Genomic DNA, 18,443 nt, shown 5'->3' with positions numbered 1-18,443 from the left:
TTAAAAGAATGAATTGATGTACCAATTAATCATTTCATCACCATGGAAATAGGTGATAAGCGCGCCCAATAGAATATACGGACCAAACGGAATAGCTTGCTTCCGATTCAGTACCTTTGCTGAAAGCAGCACAAGACTGATAACCGCTCCTATCACAGAGGATAGGAAAAAAGTAAGCAATACACCCTTCCATCCAAGTACCACACCGAGCAACACAAACAATTTCAAATCTCCGCCGCCCATACCTCCCCGGCTGAATAAAATGACGAGGAAAAGCAGGATAAATGCTACGGCCGCCCCAATAATCGAGTCCCACCATGGATTCAATGGAGTGATGGTACGGAGAATAATGAATAGAGGAAGAAAGAAGATTAATATCTTATTTGGAATTAGCATGAACCGCATATCTGTTACAAAAAGAATCGCAGCCAATGATACTAATACAAATGCTGTAACCAATTCCCACTGCAGTCCGATCATATAATAGCTATAACCGAACAATAGACCAGTCGCTAGCTCAGTGAAAGGATAAAGTGGGGAAATCTTCTGTTTGCAGTTGCGGCATTTCCCTCGCAGTACTATGTAAGAGATTACTGGAATTAGATCATAAGATTTAATCTGATGCTTACAATTTGGGCAGTGTGAACGTTCTGAGTGGAACATTTTCTTTTCTGGTACGCGCATTCCGACAACGTTATAGAATGATCCGAGGACGGCGCCTAGGACAATGAAGTAGAGTAGTAGAAAAATTGACATAATAACTCTCCCAGCTTATGCAAAGACAGAAATCTCTCACTGGGAGAGATTTCTGTCTACTATATTTATTCATTGATCAGAGATTATTCTGATCCCTCTTCGGAACCAGCAGTTCCAGCTGGTGTACTAGAGTTGCCTACAAATATCTCCGCACTCCATTGTCCGCCTTCTAATGTTACTTTACTAGTTTCTCTATTATACTCTGCTCCGCCATCTTCGGGATTTGAAGGTGCGCTTAAGTATTCATTCGATATTAAGAAATCAAGGGTATACGACGTTTGATCCACACCCTGTGCTTGAGCTAATCGAGCTGCTTCGATCATTTGCTGTGCGTTGGAATTATGCGCATCTTGTCTGCTGTCTCCAATAAGATTTGCAATTACAGGGATAGCAATCGCAGCTAAGATACCTAGAATAATAATAACTGCTAGCAACTCAACAAGCGTAAAACCTTTTTCTGATTTCAGTTTCTTACTCAAAAACTTCTTCATTGTGGACACTCCTCCGTTATGTAGTTGTTTCCGGCCAAGTGGAAACAAAATCTGATCAATATGGCCGGTTGCACTACTAGCTCCAAAATAACCAAGTGCCCACATACGGTTATTTTATCATCGCTTCCTACTAATCTAGTAAAATTATATCAAATACCAGATGAAAATCTACCCATATCATGAAACATTTACACTTAATTTGTCATTTTTTTAGTTCTTTATTACTGCATGTTTTCATACATGGAAAACATCGGGATAACTACTGCTGTGACGATGCTACCTACCATTGCAGATAGGATGAGAATAAGAACTGGCTCAATCATTGCTTTTAATCTTTCAGCAGCATAATCCAGCTCTTGCTCGTAAAAATTGGCTGCACGGTGAAGTAAATCGTCCAGAGAACCGGACTTTTCTCCTACCCGAATCATTTGCGTGATCATGGGTGGAAAAGCCCAGTGAGCCTCCATTGGTCCAGCCAACGAATCCCCTTTTTGAATTGTTTCGTAGCAGTCTTGCATTACTTGCTCCATAACTTTATTTTGCAAGATTCGACTTGAAATCTGTAATGTATCTAAAATCGGTACAGAGCTTTCCAATAGCGAACTCATTGTCCTTGTCATTCGGGCTAGTATGGCTTTTTGATAGAAGCTTCCTAGTACTGGAATCCTCAATTTTACTGTGTCCATAATTAGTTTCCCCTGCGGCTTGGATACAATAATTCTGTATAAGATAACAATAAGCAGCAAGCACAAAACTCCTAAATACCAGTATTTTTGCATTCCTTCAGATAAGCTAAGAACAAATTGTGTATATGCTGGCAGTTCGGTATCCATATTGGCAAACATACCTGTAAATTGAGGGAAGACAACAACTAGAAGCGAGATGCATATTCCCACTGCAACTAATGCTACAAAAAATGGATAACTCATAGCTGTAATGACTTTCTGCCGCATATCATATTGCTTCTCGAAATAGACTGCCATCTTATTCAGAACATCATCCAGTTCCCCGCTCGCTTCTCCGGCTCGTATCATATTCACAAAAAGCTCTGGAAATATCTTAGGATGCTTTTCTACAGCATCTGAGAAACGAACACCTTCAACTAGTTCAGTCCGTACATTCTTGAGGGTTTCTTTTAAAAACTTATCCTTTGTTTGTTCCTGCAATAAAGAAGTCGCTTCTACCAAAGGTACTCCTGACTCTATCAATGTGGATAATTGGCGCAGGAAAATGATAAACTCTTTCTTTTTCACTCGTTTACCGAATGACAATTCTTTATTCAAGGTACGGTTTAACTCTCGCAGCTCAAAAACAATCAATTGCTGCGCTTGAAGTTTTTCTATAGCTTCAGCTTTATTTTCAGCTTGGATTTTCCCTCGCTTTGGTTTGCCGAGCATGTCCCTGGCATTGTATTGATAATAAAGCATTTATACACCTCGTTCTTCCAAGAATGGTGCCACTTGATCCATCATCACTGTTCCTGATGAAATCATTTTGCGTATACTCATATCCATCGTATGCATGCCTTGATCACGAGAGGTTTGCATGATACTAGGTATTTGATGCATCTTTCCGTTTCTGATCAGGTTTTTTATAGCGGATGTGTTTACGAGTAATTCCGTTAAGGCTTTCCGCCCTTTGCCATCTGCCCGCCGTACAAGCCGCTGGGACAAGACTGCTGTCAGCACGCTAGCCAATTGGATACGAATTTGCGGCTGCTGTTCAGCAGGAAACACGTCTATGATTCTATCGATTGTTTGTGAAGCAGAACTTGTATGTAACGTTGCTAATACAAGATGACCTGTTTCTGCCGCAGTGATTGCTGTAGAGATTGTTTCCAAATCGCGCAATTCTCCAACCAGAATTACATCTGGGTCTTGCCGCAAACATGCACGCAGTCCATTAGCGAAATTTTCTGTATCAAGACCTACTTCCCGCTGGTCGATGATACATTGATTATGCTTGTGCAGATACTCAATTGGATCTTCAAGCGTGATAATGTGGCGCTGCATGCTTATATTCATGTGATGAATCATCGCAGCTAACGTTGTGCTTTTCCCGCTTCCAGTCGGTCCTGTAACTAACAGCAAGCCTTGGGGTTTTCCAGACAGCATTTTCAACACATCAGGCAAATCAAGGTCCCCAAGAGTTGGTACATTTGTCGGGACTACCCGCACTGCCAATGAAACACAACCTCGCTGATGGTATGCATTTATACGAAATCGGGATATACCGGGTATGCTATAAGAAAGATCCACTTCACCTACTTCTTTAAAGCGATTCCATAACTTATCACTTAGAATGGCTTTGGCCATTTCTTCGGTGTCCAAAGGTTTGAGGTTTTCTCCCTGATGCCGCCTTAACACACCATGAACACGAAATATTGGAGGAACTGCAACAGTTAAGTGAATATCTGATGCTTTCATTTCCATTGCTGTCATCAATAATTGATCAAATGTCTCTTTCATCTTGCCTCTCCTTAACTATCAACCGTTATTCGCAGAACCTCATCCACAGTTGTCATTCCTTGCACCGCTTTTTCCAATCCATCATCAACAAGCATTTTCATACCATTTTCTAGAGCTGTTTGTTTTATTGCATCTACTGAACTCTGCTGAATGAGCAATTCTCGAATTTTATCATCCACAACAAGCATTTCATGAACAGCCATCCGTCCTTTATAACCTGTTTGCTTACAGCTGTTGCAGCCTCGACCACGGTACAACGTATCACTTTCTAACCCATGTTTCTCCAGTAGATCGGCTTCTACGTTAGTCGGTGTGTAAGTTTCTTTACAATCTCGGCAAATCCTTTTAACAAGTCGCTGAGCTATAACACCTGTCACGGAAGACACAACTAAATACGGTTCTATGTTCATGTCCATCAAACGGGGAATCGAGGCTATGGCATTGTTTGTATGCAATGTACTAAAAACAAGGTGACCAGTAAGTGAAGCACGAATTGCAATCTCCGCCGTTTCACTGTCACGTATTTCACCGACCATGATGATATTGGGATCTTGACGAAGAATCGAACGTAAACCTGTTGCGAAAGTAAGTCCAATACTGCTGTTCACTTGCATCTGGTTCACACCCTGCAGCTCAAATTCGACAGGATCCTCGACTGTTATAATATTAAATTGCTCCCTATTTAAATGATTAATAGAAGCATATAATCCAGAAGATTTACCTGATCCTGTAGGACCGGTAAACAAAATCAATCCAGATGGTTGTTCAATTAACCGACTATACTTTTGATAATTTTCCTCACTAAAATCTAGTTCATCTAATCCTTTAATAACATTGCTTAGGTCAAGAATACGAATAACCACTTTTTCACCAAACACTGTTGGTAGGACACTTATTCGAAGATCAACATGTATATTCTCCATTTTAAGCTTTATCCGTCCATCCTGCGGAAGACGTGTTTCGGTGATGTTCATATTAGCTAGTATTTTGACACGAGCAACGACAGCTGCCTGTATCGATTTGGGCAATGTTCTTTCTCGACGAAGATCACCATCGATTCTATACCGCACCTGGACTTCTGTTTCATATGGGTCCATATGTATATCACTAGCTTTCAACTGCACCCCAGAACTAATAAGTTGCTCCACAATTCGTATAGCCGGTGCAGCTTCTGCCGCTGTTTCTAAGCGAGATTCACCCGTTTCAGCCTCTTTGTAAACATTTGTTATAGCTTCCAAGATATCTGCTTTGGCTGCAATGACGGGCTTAATTGAAAATCCGGTATACATCTCCATGTCATCAATAGCGTAGTAATCCATTGGATCGTACATTGCAACAGATAGAATATTATTCTCCCTGCTTAAAGGAATGACGATATGCTTTCTTGCAAACTGAATTGGCAGAAGCTTAACTAAATCAAATTGGAAGGGATAGCGGAAAAGCGAAACATGGGGAATGCCAAGCTGAAATTCCAGTACTTCTATTAACTGCTGTTCCGTTATATATCCTTTTTCAAGCAGTAAGTCCCCTAATTTCTGACCCGATCTTTGTTCTTTAATGGCCTCGACAATCTGCTCTTCTGTAACAAGACCTGCTCGTGTAAGCAATTCTCCCAGCTTCTTCTTTTGTGCCATACTTCCACTTCCTATCTTAAGTTTCTACAAAAATCAATTCTGTCTCTTGTCATTAGATTACTATTAATATAGTCTTAGATTAAATTCAAAAGCAATACCAAAGTAACAATTATAGGTAACTATATGAATCATTAGAACTACTTCGAGACCGAAATGTATTTTACTTCTGTACTTTCACTATCATTTATCTCAACTGTGACAGTTAGCTCTATCTGGCTCTTGTCTTCTTGAAGTTCAGGTTTTAGTTCAGCTTTATAGTTGTCTATTTCAATATCAGTTGGCACTTTAGCAATAATGTCAGGTAATGCTTCTTCATTTAAGCCATCTGTACCGCCATTCTGCTTAATATATGTGCTTACATATATTGTTGCCATATTTATAATATCTGTTTTAATTGCTGATTCTTCCTGTCTTTTCATTTGTTTAGTGGTTGTCAGTAATTGGGCAGACAAAATCGTCCCTAATAATACTAAAAGAACAATAATCCAGAGAACCATTACTAGAGCGGCGCCTCTTTCATCAATTCTTATTTTGTTCATTCGCACTCACCTCTGGAATAAATTTCCTTGCTTCACCTTCTTGTACAGGATTACTAAGGGACCGGGTAATAAAAGTAGCTTGAATTAGATTTTCAACGCCACCTGTTTCATATTTACATAAAGTAACGGCTGTTTTGTATTTAGTATCACCTATTAATTCCTCTCTAACTAGAGGAATTTCTTTTTCAGAGTTATCACAGCTAGGCAGTTGCCCAGTTAGGCCCTGAATATCAGCCAAATTTTCATATTTAGAAGCGACCAGATGAGCAGCTTCATTTGTTTTCAATATGTTTCCATTGATTTTGTTGTGTATAGCTGCTTGGGTGAAAATCGGAACAAATGCAATAATGATTATTGCTAAGATTGTTAAGCTTACAAGTATCTCTACTAAGGTAAAGCCTTGCTCTCTTTGAATAAATTTCAAGCTTTTCACCTCTATTATATCTTCAGGAGTGTTGTAAAATGTCGAATGAAAAAGGCTTCACATTAGTTGAACTGCTGGCTGGACTGCTTTTATTTAGCATCGTTACAATAGCCGCAGTATCCTTAGTAGTTCAATCGATGCACAATAGTGCAAATGCAGAAGCAACGAATAGTTTGCGAAATGATGCAACTTATGTAACACAAGTATTGCGCAGTGCATATGAGAATGGAACACTAGACGGTATGTGTTTAGAAGAAGATCAAGTAAGCCATAACAGTAAAACCTATAAACTTGTGTCAGGAGAAAAAGAAATAGATCTGCTTTTGTCAGATCGGAACGGGATAAAGGACCTTCAATTCACTTCTGATGAATCAGAAAATACTAGGTCTGAATGCTTTAATTCTCAATCAGAAACGCAAACTTTGCAAGTAAAATTCACTACATTCAATGACAGGGACGAGACTTTTGTCTTAGATACTGCTTTTTATAAGCCTACAGAAGAAGAATTAAATTTATCAATAGCAGATCCAGGGCCGCCTATCCCCCCTGAAATTCCATCACCACCATCACAATGTAAAGAAAATCCTGGATTGAAGGGTGATTACTATGGAGATACAAAAATTAATGACTCTGTGTATGCACCTTGGACCTATTGCAGTCCATTCACTGTACATAACGGCAGTTTATGGGTTACGAACTCGGTAAACTTAAATAGTAATGGTAATAAAGATTTGTTCGAGTTTAATGTAGAAGGTTTTTTATTTGTGGATAATGATTTTCGTACAGATAATTCTACTAGAATTAACGTGCAGAAGGATACAGATATTAAAGGTAGTATTACTTTAGTTAGTAACACAATTATGAATACTAGAGCACTCAAAGCGAATAGCCTTACATTCGAACATGTTAGTATACTTAATGTAATGGAGAATCTGAACATTTTACAATCTGCTATTTTCAAGACTAATTCAATACTAAATGTTGGTTCTAGTATGTCTTTGGGATCCACTACAGTACAAAATAGTGCGGTAGTAAACGTAAAAGAAAACATGACAATAAACGGCAATATGTTACTGACGGGGACTCCTAAGGTACTTACTGGAGGCAATGCGTTATTTAAGGGGGAGTACCTTTCCGAAAACAATAGCCAAGTTGAAGCTGCTAAGGACGTCACTGTGGAAAAGAAATTAAATCTTAAAGGAAATTCTAAGTTATACGCAAAAGGTAACATATCCATTAACAGCGATATTAATATTCAAGATGAAGCGCTACTTGTATCAGACGGAGACATTCACATAAAAGGAAATATAACACCTAATAATGGCGGTGGAACGATTTGTGCAAAAGGTTCTATAACCATGGACAATCCAAACAAATCAAGCGACATAAAAATCCTCCCAAACGACCAAAAATGCCAAAAATAAAGACCTATCCCACCCGGGATAGGTCTTTCCTATACACTTCTTATTCCACAACAAACTCAAAATCAGCAGTGAACTTAACATCTTTCCCGATCAATACGCCGCCTGTTTCAAGTGCTGCATTGTAAGTCAGACCGTATGCTTCACGGTTGATTTTGCCTTCTACTTCGAAACCGGCGATTGTGCTGCCGTCCATTGGGTTTTTGGATGTGCCGTTGTATTCCACTTTGAATGTTTCTTCATTTGTTACGTCTTTGATTGTGAAGTCTCCAGTGATTTCAAATTCATCATCGGATACTTTCTTGACGGATTTGCTTTTGAAAGTCATGGCAGGATGGTTCGCTGCATCGAAGAAGTCTCCGGATTGCAGGTGACCGTCGCGATCCGCATTGCCTGTGTTGATTGTCGCCGATTGGATTGTTGCTGTAACGGATGCGTTATCCAAATCATTCAAATCCCCGCTAAACTGCACATCGAAGTCTTCGAATTTCCCCTTTGCTTTGGAAACCATCATATGTTTTACCGTGAATGAAATACTGCTGTGTGCTTTATCCAATTTCAAAACTGCCATGTTCGTTCCTCCTCAGTGCTGTTTCTTCATTAAGTTACTTTACGTAAGTAACTATATATTAATCACCCCTCTACGTCAAGCATTTCTTTAATAAAAAAACATTCCTTTTACAAAGGAATGTTCTCTGTCGTCTGCTGCAATTCGTGATAGATACTCACACGGTTCCGGCCTTTCTGTTTGGCGCCGACATACATGGCGCGATAGGCATGCCGTACCAGTTCCAGAGCGTCTTCACTGTTTTCCGGATAAGTGGCTACACCAATGCTTGCTGTTACATTCAGTGCTACTTTTTGTCCCTTATCCAGTGTATGTTTCGTAACAAATGGTTGAGCTGTGATGCTTCTTTGTATAGAATCAGCAATCTCAGCAGCTTGACATGACCCTCGATGAGGTAGGATGACCGCAAATTCTTCTCCTCCATATCGAGCCAGTATTGCTTCCTTGCCCACTGTCTCGCGCAATCTCTCAGCTACTTCCCGCAGGACATCATTCCCTGCTTCATGTCCATACGTGTCATTCACCTTTTTGAAATGGTCCAAATCTATCATGATTAATGATACTGTATGTTCTGACATGTCTTGGAAAAGCTCGTTGAGTGCATTTTCAAAGTAACGATAGTTATATAAGCCTGTCAATGGACACCGCTCACTGATCTGTTTCGTTTGCTCATAGTGGTATGCATTCAGCAAGCTTACAGCCATGAAGTTTGCCAGTAAGTCGACCAGCATGAATTGGTATTTTTCATATATGTTGCGCTGCTCTGAAAGAAGGACAAGGATGCCGATTATCTGATTATCCCGTTCTATGGGCAAGCACATGAGACTCTCACTGTGAGAGGGGGCTGTTTCTTTCCATTTGCCTATCCACTGCTTCCGTTTCCCGTAACGGACACCAGTCCCGCTCCTCCAAACAGAACCTGCGATACCTTCTTCTTTTTTCTTTCTATCTCCTTGCTGGTAAAAGGAACGCTCTTTCGGATCATAAAGCCGAATCAGCTTAAGATCCTTCCTATTAGTAACGTCATACAAATAAGCTTGATCGACCGGAACAAGCGAGACAATCCGCTCCATGAAAAGATCCAATGTTTCTTTTACGTTCAGCCGAGCAGTCAAATCATGCCCTATCTCACTGACAAGGCGAAGATGTTCATTCATACTGCGGCTTCTATAATAGAGACGCAATATATAAGAAGTACTTGCAATCGAAAAACCGATGAATACAACTGCGATAGGACCGATTTTATGATAAAGCAAATGCAATAGGAGCGCAGCCGGGAGGATGTAAAAAGTCGTCATGAATTCCCAGAAAAAGCTTCGCTCGAAAATCTTATCCCGCATGCCATAAATATATATTCTCGTCAACGTAATCAAAAGGTGATTCATCAAAAAAAGTGTCAATGAGTATGCAAGGATGCCAACAATATGCATCGGGGTCTCCAAAGCTTGTGCAGCATTTCCAGGAAGGTCGAACAAACTGTAGATTCCAGCTGCTGAGACACTCATCAGTAAGAACATCACATAATTCAAAGGAATGCGAAACAAATCTTCCCTTGTCATCCGGACTTGCAGCAATACGATGGTAACACTTACTGTAGTGATGATTAACTCCACAAATAAACCGAAATTCAAATAGATGACAAGCGTGATACCATTCAGGAAAAAGACAGGTATCTGGTTGACCATGATCGGAAACAGCGCCACAATGATTGCCAGTGCGGTGAAAGCACCGAGGTCAAGCCATTTCAGATCATCCAGATTCGTTTGTTGATAGATGCTATATAAGGAAGCCGGCCAAATGATAGCCCAAGCTGCCCATATCCATCGCTTCTCGCTGCTGTTCACCATCTAGCTTCTTCCTTCCTAACAGCACACAAATAAAATTCAGATAATTTAAACTACCACAACTTTCTATTCCCCACAATATACTTTCTGACTTGGTAGATGAAATGCAGGGAGCCTGTAACAAAATAGATCGTATCGTATTGGTCAAGTCGGTATAAATGCTCAACCCATTCCTGCCAATCAGGAACGATATTTACTGTAGGAGAGACCTTCTTCAAGCTCTCTAAGTCGATGGCTCTCGCATGCTCAAAAGTTGTCAGGGATATATTTGTCGTTAACTCACTCAGCTGCCCGATCATTTGTTCAAAAGGCTTGTCCTGGAAAGCACTGAATAAAACCTGAATCTTGGCATGTGGGTAGTTTTCTTTAACAGTTTGAATGAATGTTGCCATTCCTTCTGCATTATGAGCGCCATCCAGGATGATTTTTGGTTCTTCTTCCACCAGCTCGAACCTTCCCGGTAACTGCGCCTGGCTGATTGCTTTTTTCACTTTTTCGTTGTCAAGTGTTATCCCCATCTCCTGCAGCACGCGGCAAGCTTCTGCTACAACTGCTGCATTTATCTTTTGATGGGCTCCTTTCATCTTCGGATTGATCTGCAAACGTTCAGCGTCTTGTGCCTCCACCCAGGTAATCGATACAGCTGCCGCTTTTGCCTGCTGTTCCAATACTGTTCGTGCTTCACTTTGGGTTACAGCACTGATCACCGGCGCCCCTGGTTTAATAATGCCAGCCTTTTCTTTTGCAATAGCGGAAATCGTATCTCCTAAAAAGCGCTGGTGGTCAAGCCCGATATTGGTAATAATACTAAGGATAGGTTCCAGGACATTGGTGGCATCACCACGCCCTCCCATGCCCGCTTCAATCACACAAATATCTGCCTGCTCAGCAAGATAGGAATATGCAATACAAACATGAATTTCGAATTCGCTCGGATAATCTTCCGCTTTGTCCATTTCTTCTATAACAGGCAAAAGCCGATTGCAAGCAGCGATGAACTCCTCTTCCGTTATCCATTTTCCATCCACTTGGATGCTTTCCAAAAATCCGCCGGGTGTAGGAGAAATAAAACAGCCTGTTTTCCAACCGTTATATGTCAATGCCTGGGCAAGATAGGCGGATGTCGACCCTTTTCCATTCGTCCCGGCTATATGTATGCTTTTCATCCGACGTTCGGGGCTGCCTGATGCTTGCAGCAGTTGCTGCACCCGATGCAGTCCCGGCTTGATGCCGAGATGTCTGCGGTTTGCCAAAAAAGCTTCTGCTTGTGCTAGGTTTGCAAACATAAAACATCTCCTTCCATGTATAATGGATAATTATATCAAACTAGTTTGTGCTGCCACTATAGAAATAATTTCTTCATTTGTTGTGCATCACCCAAAGAAAGGAAATTCAGTTATGGCTACACCGAAACTTGGCTGGGTCATTTATAACGGCCATCTTGGCGGCAAGAAATTCCTCGATTTCGCTGAATGGATTCAGCGTGCCGCCCATGCCAATGGAATGGAAATGAAAATCATCAAGAATAATGCGCTGCTTGCAATTGTTGGAACTGACAGCAGCATCCTGATTAAAGAAAAGGAACTGCCTGACTTTGTCGTATTCAGCGACAAAGATATCCCGCTTGCCCAGCAGCTCGAAGCAATGGGAGTTCCACTTTTTAATTCCAGCAAATCGATTGCTGTCTGTGACAATAAGATCCTTATGTACCAAGCTTTATCAGAAGCAGGTATCAGGATACCCAAGACGATAATCGCACCGAAAATATTCCCAGGCACACTTCCGATTCAATTGGAGACGTTTGCCCCTGCAATATCGGAGCTTGGTTTCCCCGTGATCATCAAGGAAGCTTTCGGATCATTCGGCGAACAAGTGTATCTGGTACATAATAAAGCACAGTTGCATCAGAAAATCACCGAAATAGGAACCGAACCATTCGTCCTGCAGGAATATATCCAGTCAAGCCACGGCAGGGATATTCGGATAAATGTTGTCGGCGGCAAAGTCGTCGCCTCCATGATTCGCACCTCGGAAACTGATTTTCGAGCGAATGTGTCGCGCGGAGGCAGTATGCAGCAGTATACCCCGAACGCAAAGGAGGCCCAACTGGCTATTGCAGCTGCTGCAGCCGTTGGAACCGACTTTGCAGGAGTAGATCTTTTATTCGGACCAGAGGGAGAACCGCTTGTATGTGAAGTGAATTCGAACGCACATATTCGCTCTATCTATGACTGCACCGGAGTGGATGTTTCTGTACCCATCATCTCCTATATAAAAGAGGTGCTGTCATGAAAGGCTGGCTGATATATAATCGAGCGGATGCGAAGCGCAATGTTGCTTTCATCAATTGGTTCTTGGAAGAAAGTAACCGTCTGTCGATAGACTTGCAGCTCACCTACACAGATGAGTTGCAAGTGACGCTTCAAAACGGACAAGTATACCTACAAACGAAAGAAAACGCCATACCTGACTTTGCCATTGTAAGAACAATCGATCCTATGTTAACTGCGCAGCTGGAACAGGCTGGCGTTGCTTGTTTTAATAACGCTGAAACTAGTTCATTGACAAACGACAAGATCAAGACACATATGGAACTAGCCAAACTGGATATCCCAATGGTGGACATGTATTTTCAAATAAATACCCCTATCCCAAAGCCCCCGCTTGCATTCCCATTTGTATGGAAATCAGCACATGGCCGCGGCGGCAAGGATGTGCATTTGGTGGAAACAGAAACGCAGTATCAGGAGTTACAAAAACTGTACACCGATCACCCGATCGTTATGCAGAAGCTGGCTCCAACTTCAGGTAAAGATGTGCGGGTTTTTGTGATCGGCAAGAAAGTCATTGCAGCTGTCCTGCGCAGCAGCACTCAGGATTTTCGAGCTAATTATTCACTGGGCGGCAATGCAACACTTTATTCTTTAAATACAGAGGAACTTAAACTCGTTCAACGTATCATCGATTATTATCATTTCGACTTTGTTGGCATCGATTTTCTTTTCGATGAGAACGGCTGCCTCCTCTTCAATGAGATAGAAGATGTAGTGGGCAGCAGAACGCTGAGCAGCGTCAGTGATATCAATATCGTAAAGCTTTATTTGGAATATATAAATCAGTTCTTGGAGGGATATGATTGTAAGCTGTAGCAGGATTTTTTGATGAGCATACCGAAAGAATGATCGCGGCATTATGGACAGAGCTGCAAGAGAAAGAAATCACCGATTACCCTTTTCGACGGAAGGGACACAGGCCTCATCTCACTTTTGCTTCCATCACTGAAGTCGAGCCTGTTCTATTACATGGACTGCAACAAATTTCAGCTAAGTTTAAGCCTCTTCCATTGAGCTTCCACCTGTTCGGAAGTTTTATAAAGAGCGATACATTTCTGCTTATCCCGAATTTTAATGGTGCATTAACCGAACTTCACCGAAAGATAAACGCCCTGCATTCGGCTGCTCCATTCTTTACTCCAGATAATTGGATTCCGCATATCACGATAGCCAATTATCTGAGTCAAACTCAATTTGCGGCCGTTCAGCAGGTGGCTAAACAAAGACTGGATCCGTTTATGGCAACGATGATAAATCTTGCAATCATCCAAGTCAGGGAAAGTGATGTAGCAGAATTGCAGACATATTCTTTTTAGGATTATTCGCGTCTCCTTCGGCCAGAAATTGTTGAAATGTTTTGAAAATAATTCGTGCGTCTAATTAAATTATCTTCATAGGAAAACGAAATATTGGAGGGTGATGGAAATGATAGCTGAATTAAAAAATGTGTCTTTAAAAAGAGACGGGAATTGGATTTTACAAGACCTGAATTGGCAAGTGGAAAAAGGACAGAATTGGATATTATTTGGATTGAATGGCTCCGGCAAAACTTCATTGCTGAATCTATTGAATGCCTACGCCTTCCCAACAACAGGGACGATGAGTGTTTTAGGTATGGAATTCGGCCGTACATATTTAGCTGAAAAACTGCGGATTCAAATCGGTTATGTCTCTTCATCCTTACAGCAAAAGATCGAATCAAGTGATAATGCATTCGAAGTCGTACTCAGCGGCGCTTATGCTTCCATCGGTCTTTATGAAACCCCTACAGATGAAATAAGGGAAAGGGCTGCACAACTGCTTTATGATCTTGGCTGTTTTGATTACGCGAACCGCCGCTATGAGACGCTGTCGCTCGGAGAAAGGCAGCGAGTATTGATTGCACGTGCACTGATGGCCGATCCGCCGCTGCTTATACTGGACGAGCCCGCCAATGGACTGGACTTCTTGGCACGAGAAGCATTGCTTGAATCCATTGAAAGAATCAGCAATAAACCAGATGCCCCTACTATCATCTTTGTTACCCATCATATCGAAGAAATTTTACCTATGTTCGATAAAACACTACTGCTCAAGGAAGGAAAAGTGTTTGCATCTGGAGACACGATTCGTATGATATCAAGTGACCGTCTTTCCGAATTCTTCGGCATTCCGGTGAGCGTATTGTGGGAGAATGATCGCCCCCTGCTTTCCCGAATACAGATGGCAAGTAAGTGAGGTGTTTCTGTTTTCTGGTTGCGTTAAAGTCCAGAATACGAAAGCTAGATTGCTTCGATTAAAGAGGATGAAATGATGGCGAAGCGTTTCAAAATTTCTCTACTGAAGCAGACGGGAAGGTTCAAATCCCCGGTAAAAGAAAGCGGATAAAAAACAGACGGTCAGAGGCATAAGCCACTGACCGTTTTTATGTTTTGAAAACATCCCGTTATTGATAAATCCTGCAAATTCTCCTATCAATAAAAATGGTCATTCTGACATGATAACAGCATATACGCAATGAGTGGATTGTGAATAGTCTGGACTATGAGTACTTTTTGAACTAGAAGGAGGGATAATATGCCGCGATTTTGTATTTTCCCTGGCTATAACTGGTGCGGACCGGGCTGCAGCGGGCCAGGTGCTCCCGTCAATAGAGTTGATGCTGCATGTAAGCAGCATGATATCTGCTACAAAAGAAATGGAAATCGCTGTGAATGTGATCAAGCATTTATGAACCGACTTCGTCCACTAATCAATCCGCATACGCAAGAAGGCCGACATGCAAAGCTGATGTATAATTATATGAAACTTCAAACCAGAATAACTTGCAGTAGATTTAGAAAGTAGGGGCGAAATTACTTGTCTACCATCTTTACATTCACATAGATCAACAGAATCAAATTAGCCATGATGACTAATTGCATGGCAACTATACTCCATTCTGACGAGAAAATAAAAGGCACTAAAATCAAGATAGTTCCGCTAATTAAATAAAACGGGCTGACAAGATCAATAAATTTTTGTTTGTACCGGATTCGCTGCTGATTATAGCCTCTCAGAATGCTGACCATCTTTTTGACATTTACCAAATAAGCCAGCACGATGAACACAACGCCTAAGAAAACAGAAAAAATTTCGTGTTCCATGATCTGCCTCCTTGGAAAGAATTCTAGGTTTACAATGCTCACAGAGGTTTAACAATCAAAGAAAAAAAGACTGTCACATAGCATTATTATCCATTATATTAAATAAATCAAACCTCGGGTATTCTTTTCTCATTCTGCGCCTCTTTATGCAATATCTCTGTTCTTTAACCAATCAATATATCAGAAATCAAATTCACTTTTGGCGGCTCATTTTTGTTTTCTATATCCCCTCTTATAGGCTATCGACAATATTCAATTTTGTATCGATAGATTTAATCCAATCCAACAATAAGTTGTAGTCGCTCTGCACATTTCAAAATCCCGAAACAGGGTTAAGAGTTAACGAAAAAAGAGCTTCAACGGAACCCTTCCATTCATGACTCCAGCAGCTTGTTTTGATGCACATATACCGCAGCCTGGGTCCGATCATTCACCTGCAGCTTTGCCAATATATTGCTGACATGTGTTTTAACGGTTTTAATCCCGATAAACAGTTTATCTGCAATTTCCTGATTCGTCATTCCCTGGCCGATACAACAGAGCACCTCAAATTCTCTTTCTGTCAATTGATCATGGGGCAGCTGTTTTTTCTGGCGAAAGCTGTTCATAACTTTTGCAGCTACGGCAGCCTCCATAACTGTCTCCCCAATGGCAGCTTTTCTAATAGCTTCAGCAATTTGTTCTGCTGTTGATGTTTTCAGCATATAGCTGAATGCTCCTGCCTCCAAAGCCGGGAAAACTTGTTCGTCGTCGTAGAAGCTTGTTAGAATGATAATTTTAGCAGCTGAACCCGTCGCCATGATTTCCTTAGTCGCTTCTATCCCATTGCCATCGTCCATGATCAAATCCATGAGTACGACATCTGGATTTTCCTGCTGAACTAATCGAATGCCTTCTCGGCCGCTGCTGGCTTGACCGACGATGTCAAACTCATCTTCTGTTTCCAAATAGGCTATCAGCCCTTTCCTTACAATATCGTGATCATCTATTACTACAATCCGTATCATCAAATCAAGCCCCTTATTTTGTCGGTATTCGAAGACCAATCTGCGTACCAATGCCTGCACTGGCCCTAACTGTAAACGTACCGCCCAATTCTTCACAGCGTTCCTGCATGGTTTTTAATCCAAGGGATGTTTTTCTCTGCTGTACAACTTTTGTATCGAAGCCTTTGCCGTTGTCCTGTATGTTAACTGCTACATCCATACCTTTTGTAAACAATTCAATCGTTACTTCACTTGCTTCAGCATGACGCAATGTATTTGAAAGAGCTTCTTGTATAATACGAAACAGATGTTCTTCCATCGATTTAGATAATTGCTTCGTTTCTTCAATATGTACATTGAATACAAGTTGCGTGCGAGATTTCAACTCTTCTATCAGCTTTTCGACTCCGCTGCCAAGGGACTCTCCTGAAAGATGTACAGGTCGCAAATGCAACAGCAGTGCCCGCATTTCGGTCTGCGCCTGTTGTGCTATTTGCGAAACTTCTACGATCTTGTCTCTGGCAACTTCTGGTTTCTTATCAAACATCTTTACGCCAGCTTTCGACATCATTGTCAATGCAAATAATTGCTGGCTGACCGCATCATGCAAATCCCTTGCCAGGCGTTGACGTTCTTCCATTGCAGCTGCTCTGCTGGATCCTTCTGCAAGTTCTGCCTTCTCATCCGCCATACGTTGAAGCGATTTTACTTGCGCATACATTTTATCTGTCAACTCATTCAAATCTTTACCTATTCGAGCTATCTCATCGTTGCTGTTGTCCACAATCTTCGCTTTATAGTTTCCATTGGCAACCATCGTAATAAACAATGACAAATAATCCATGCGATCCTTTATTTCTTTGCTATCTTGAAAGCCAACAAAAATGGATGTAATAAGATGAAGAATAATATATATCAGCAAAAACATGAAAATCGCTTGTACACTTAGCCATATCGGTTCAAGTAAAACATGGACAGACAGTAGAATACCGAGTAACAGAATTGCGTTTAGGAACAACGTGCGTACATTAGTTTTGATATACGAGTATCGAATACTATTAAGTTTCTTTAACATCTATATCACCTCAAATCCGATCCACTCGTATTTGACCTGCCTTATAGTCGATGTAGATATCGAGCTTACGGATCGCATCTGCATATCCGGGAGTTTCATAATAGGTCCTGCGGTTGATACCCTCGGAAGTTTCTCCAAAGACATTTATTTCCCCCGCCTTAATCAATGCTTCCAAACGGAACTCTAGGTTATCAGGAAGGATAATTCGTACTTCTCCGGCCCATCCCTTTAAATGAAAAGGTATTTCCTCATTTGGAATGAAAGCTTTCGTAAAGTCCACATAATACTCTCCTACAGCATTCTTCACCTGAGTAGGTTCCACTGTCCACCCTTCACTATCAAAACGATGATCACCCACTGCATAATTTTGATATTTTTTGTATTCTTTCTTGTTCTTACGGTCATTCCATTCTATGTTCACAGCAGCTTTGTGCTTTTTACCCTTTTTGCCAAAACGAAGCAAACTGACTCCCATAAATATGATAAGCAGCGGCCAAAGCTTAAACACATCCGAGAATTCAAAAGTCAGTATTTCAAAGCGATCAAGGACAAGCAGTCCGCCGAACAGAAGACAGAATATGCCAAACCAAAAGCCTCCGTCGCCTCGTAAAAAATCTATTAAGGCTTTCAATCCGAGTAATACAATGAATACTGGATACAGATAATGCCAGATTTCGCTGTAATTCCAATCAATTACGCCTATATTCGACAATACTAGTACTAACCCGATCACAATAATTGCGATAGCAAATAAATTACTCCACATTCGTTTCATATTA

Annotated in this window: 20 protein-coding genes and 1 riboswitch; of the genes, 6 read left to right on the top strand and 14 right to left on the bottom strand. The window is 41.2% G+C overall.

Annotation, left to right across the window (positions count from 1 at the left end; genetic code table 11):
• The 7 genes from BLQ53_RS12835 to BLQ53_RS12805 form a co-directional block, all read right to left on the bottom strand.
• The gene (locus tag BLQ53_RS12835) at positions 1–756 is read right to left on the bottom strand and encodes a prepilin peptidase (RefSeq protein WP_093727717.1); all 756 of its coding nucleotides are present in this window, start codon (positions 754–756) and stop codon (positions 1–3) included.
• Positions 757–839: 83 nt separating this feature from the next.
• Positions 840–1,247 carry a prepilin-type N-terminal cleavage/methylation domain-containing protein gene (locus BLQ53_RS19320; RefSeq protein WP_093727716.1) on the bottom strand — a complete coding sequence of 136 codons (408 nt, stop codon included), beginning with the start codon at positions 1,245–1,247 and terminating at the stop codon, positions 840–842.
• 53 nt (positions 1,248–1,300) lie between these two features.
• Positions 1,301–1,383: riboswitch (cyclic di-GMP riboswitch) on the bottom strand.
• Positions 1,384–1,468: 85 nt separating this feature from the next.
• The gene (locus BLQ53_RS12825; protein ID WP_170829692.1) at positions 1,469–2,644 is read right to left on the bottom strand and encodes a type II secretion system F family protein; all 1,176 of its coding nucleotides are present in this window, start codon (positions 2,642–2,644) and stop codon (positions 1,469–1,471) included.
• A gap of 30 nt (positions 2,645–2,674) precedes the next feature.
• On the bottom strand, positions 2,675–3,715 hold the full coding sequence (locus BLQ53_RS12820; protein ID WP_093727714.1) for a type IV pilus twitching motility protein PilT: 1,041 nt from the start codon (positions 3,713–3,715) through the stop codon (positions 2,675–2,677).
• Between the two features lie 11 nt (positions 3,716–3,726).
• On the bottom strand, positions 3,727–5,349 hold the full coding sequence (locus BLQ53_RS12815; RefSeq protein ID WP_093727713.1) for a GspE/PulE family protein: 1,623 nt from the start codon (positions 5,347–5,349) through the stop codon (positions 3,727–3,729).
• A gap of 137 nt (positions 5,350–5,486) precedes the next feature.
• Positions 5,487–5,888 (bottom strand): hypothetical protein, encoded by a 402-nt coding sequence (locus BLQ53_RS12810; protein WP_093727712.1) that lies wholly within the window; start codon positions 5,886–5,888, stop codon positions 5,487–5,489.
• Positions 5,869–6,312 (bottom strand): prepilin-type N-terminal cleavage/methylation domain-containing protein, encoded by a 444-nt coding sequence (locus tag BLQ53_RS12805; RefSeq protein ID WP_170829691.1) that lies wholly within the window; start codon positions 6,310–6,312, stop codon positions 5,869–5,871. Before BLQ53_RS12805 ends, BLQ53_RS12810 begins: the two co-directional genes overlap by 20 nt.
• Before the next feature lie 38 nt (positions 6,313–6,350).
• On the opposite strand from BLQ53_RS12805, the gene BLQ53_RS12800 reads away from it, so the two are divergent.
• On the top strand, positions 6,351–7,736 hold the full coding sequence (locus BLQ53_RS12800; RefSeq protein ID WP_093727710.1) for a prepilin-type N-terminal cleavage/methylation domain-containing protein: 1,386 nt from the start codon (positions 6,351–6,353) through the stop codon (positions 7,734–7,736).
• Positions 7,737–7,776: 40 nt separating this feature from the next.
• On the opposite strand, the gene BLQ53_RS12795 is transcribed toward BLQ53_RS12800, so the two are convergent.
• From BLQ53_RS12795 to BLQ53_RS12785, 3 genes are all read right to left on the bottom strand, one after another.
• Positions 7,777–8,304, bottom strand: coding sequence for a YceI family protein (locus BLQ53_RS12795; protein WP_093727709.1), 528 nt, complete (start codon positions 8,302–8,304; stop codon positions 7,777–7,779).
• A gap of 107 nt (positions 8,305–8,411) precedes the next feature.
• Positions 8,412–10,148, bottom strand: coding sequence for a sensor domain-containing diguanylate cyclase (locus BLQ53_RS12790; protein ID WP_093727708.1), 1,737 nt, complete (start codon positions 10,146–10,148; stop codon positions 8,412–8,414).
• Between the two features lie 50 nt (positions 10,149–10,198).
• Complete coding sequence (locus BLQ53_RS12785; protein WP_093727707.1) at positions 10,199–11,431, bottom strand: bifunctional folylpolyglutamate synthase/dihydrofolate synthase; 1,233 nt, start codon at positions 11,429–11,431, stop codon at positions 10,199–10,201.
• 112 nt (positions 11,432–11,543) lie between these two features.
• Here BLQ53_RS12785 and BLQ53_RS12780 point away from each other — a divergent pair, with 112 nt between their 5' ends.
• From BLQ53_RS12780 to BLQ53_RS12760, 5 genes are all read left to right on the top strand, one after another.
• The gene (locus BLQ53_RS12780) at positions 11,544–12,437 is read left to right on the top strand and encodes an ATP-grasp domain-containing protein (RefSeq protein WP_093727706.1); all 894 of its coding nucleotides are present in this window, start codon (positions 11,544–11,546) and stop codon (positions 12,435–12,437) included.
• On the top strand, positions 12,434–13,294 hold the full coding sequence (locus tag BLQ53_RS12775) for an ATP-grasp domain-containing protein (protein ID WP_093727705.1): 861 nt from the start codon (positions 12,434–12,436) through the stop codon (positions 13,292–13,294). The genes BLQ53_RS12780 and BLQ53_RS12775 overlap by 4 nt, the downstream gene beginning before the upstream one ends.
• A 29-nt stretch (positions 13,295–13,323) precedes the next feature.
• Complete coding sequence (locus BLQ53_RS12770; RefSeq protein WP_093727704.1) at positions 13,324–13,794, top strand: 2'-5' RNA ligase family protein; 471 nt, start codon at positions 13,324–13,326, stop codon at positions 13,792–13,794.
• Between the two features lie 109 nt (positions 13,795–13,903).
• Complete coding sequence (locus tag BLQ53_RS12765) at positions 13,904–14,695, top strand: ABC transporter ATP-binding protein (protein ID WP_093727703.1); 792 nt, start codon at positions 13,904–13,906, stop codon at positions 14,693–14,695.
• A 339-nt stretch (positions 14,696–15,034) separates the two neighbouring features.
• Positions 15,035–15,304, top strand: a complete 270-nt coding sequence (locus BLQ53_RS12760; RefSeq protein WP_093727702.1) for a phospholipase — start codon at positions 15,035–15,037, stop codon at positions 15,302–15,304.
• Between the two features lie 8 nt (positions 15,305–15,312).
• Here the strand turns inward: BLQ53_RS12760 and BLQ53_RS12755 are convergent, their stop codons facing one another.
• The 4 genes from BLQ53_RS12755 to liaF form a co-directional block, all read right to left on the bottom strand.
• Positions 15,313–15,603, bottom strand: coding sequence for a DUF3784 domain-containing protein (locus tag BLQ53_RS12755; protein ID WP_093727701.1), 291 nt, complete (start codon positions 15,601–15,603; stop codon positions 15,313–15,315).
• A gap of 374 nt (positions 15,604–15,977) precedes the next feature.
• Positions 15,978–16,610 (bottom strand): response regulator, encoded by a 633-nt coding sequence (locus tag BLQ53_RS12750; RefSeq protein ID WP_093727700.1) that lies wholly within the window; start codon positions 16,608–16,610, stop codon positions 15,978–15,980.
• Positions 16,611–16,623: 13 nt separating this feature from the next.
• On the bottom strand, positions 16,624–17,664 hold the full coding sequence (locus BLQ53_RS12745) for a sensor histidine kinase (RefSeq protein WP_093727699.1): 1,041 nt from the start codon (positions 17,662–17,664) through the stop codon (positions 16,624–16,626).
• A gap of 10 nt (positions 17,665–17,674) precedes the next feature.
• Positions 17,675–18,439, bottom strand: a complete 765-nt coding sequence (gene liaF / locus BLQ53_RS12740) for a cell wall-active antibiotics response protein LiaF (protein WP_093727698.1) — start codon at positions 18,437–18,439, stop codon at positions 17,675–17,677.
• Positions 18,440–18,443: the final 4 nt, after the last annotated feature.

The organism is Terribacillus halophilus, from assembly GCF_900101385.1.
Classification (GTDB): domain Bacteria; phylum Bacillota; class Bacilli; order Bacillales; family Amphibacillaceae; genus Terribacillus; species Terribacillus halophilus.
The sequence above is the reverse complement of the archived record's forward strand: the minus strand, read 5'-3'. Positions and strand labels throughout refer to the sequence as shown.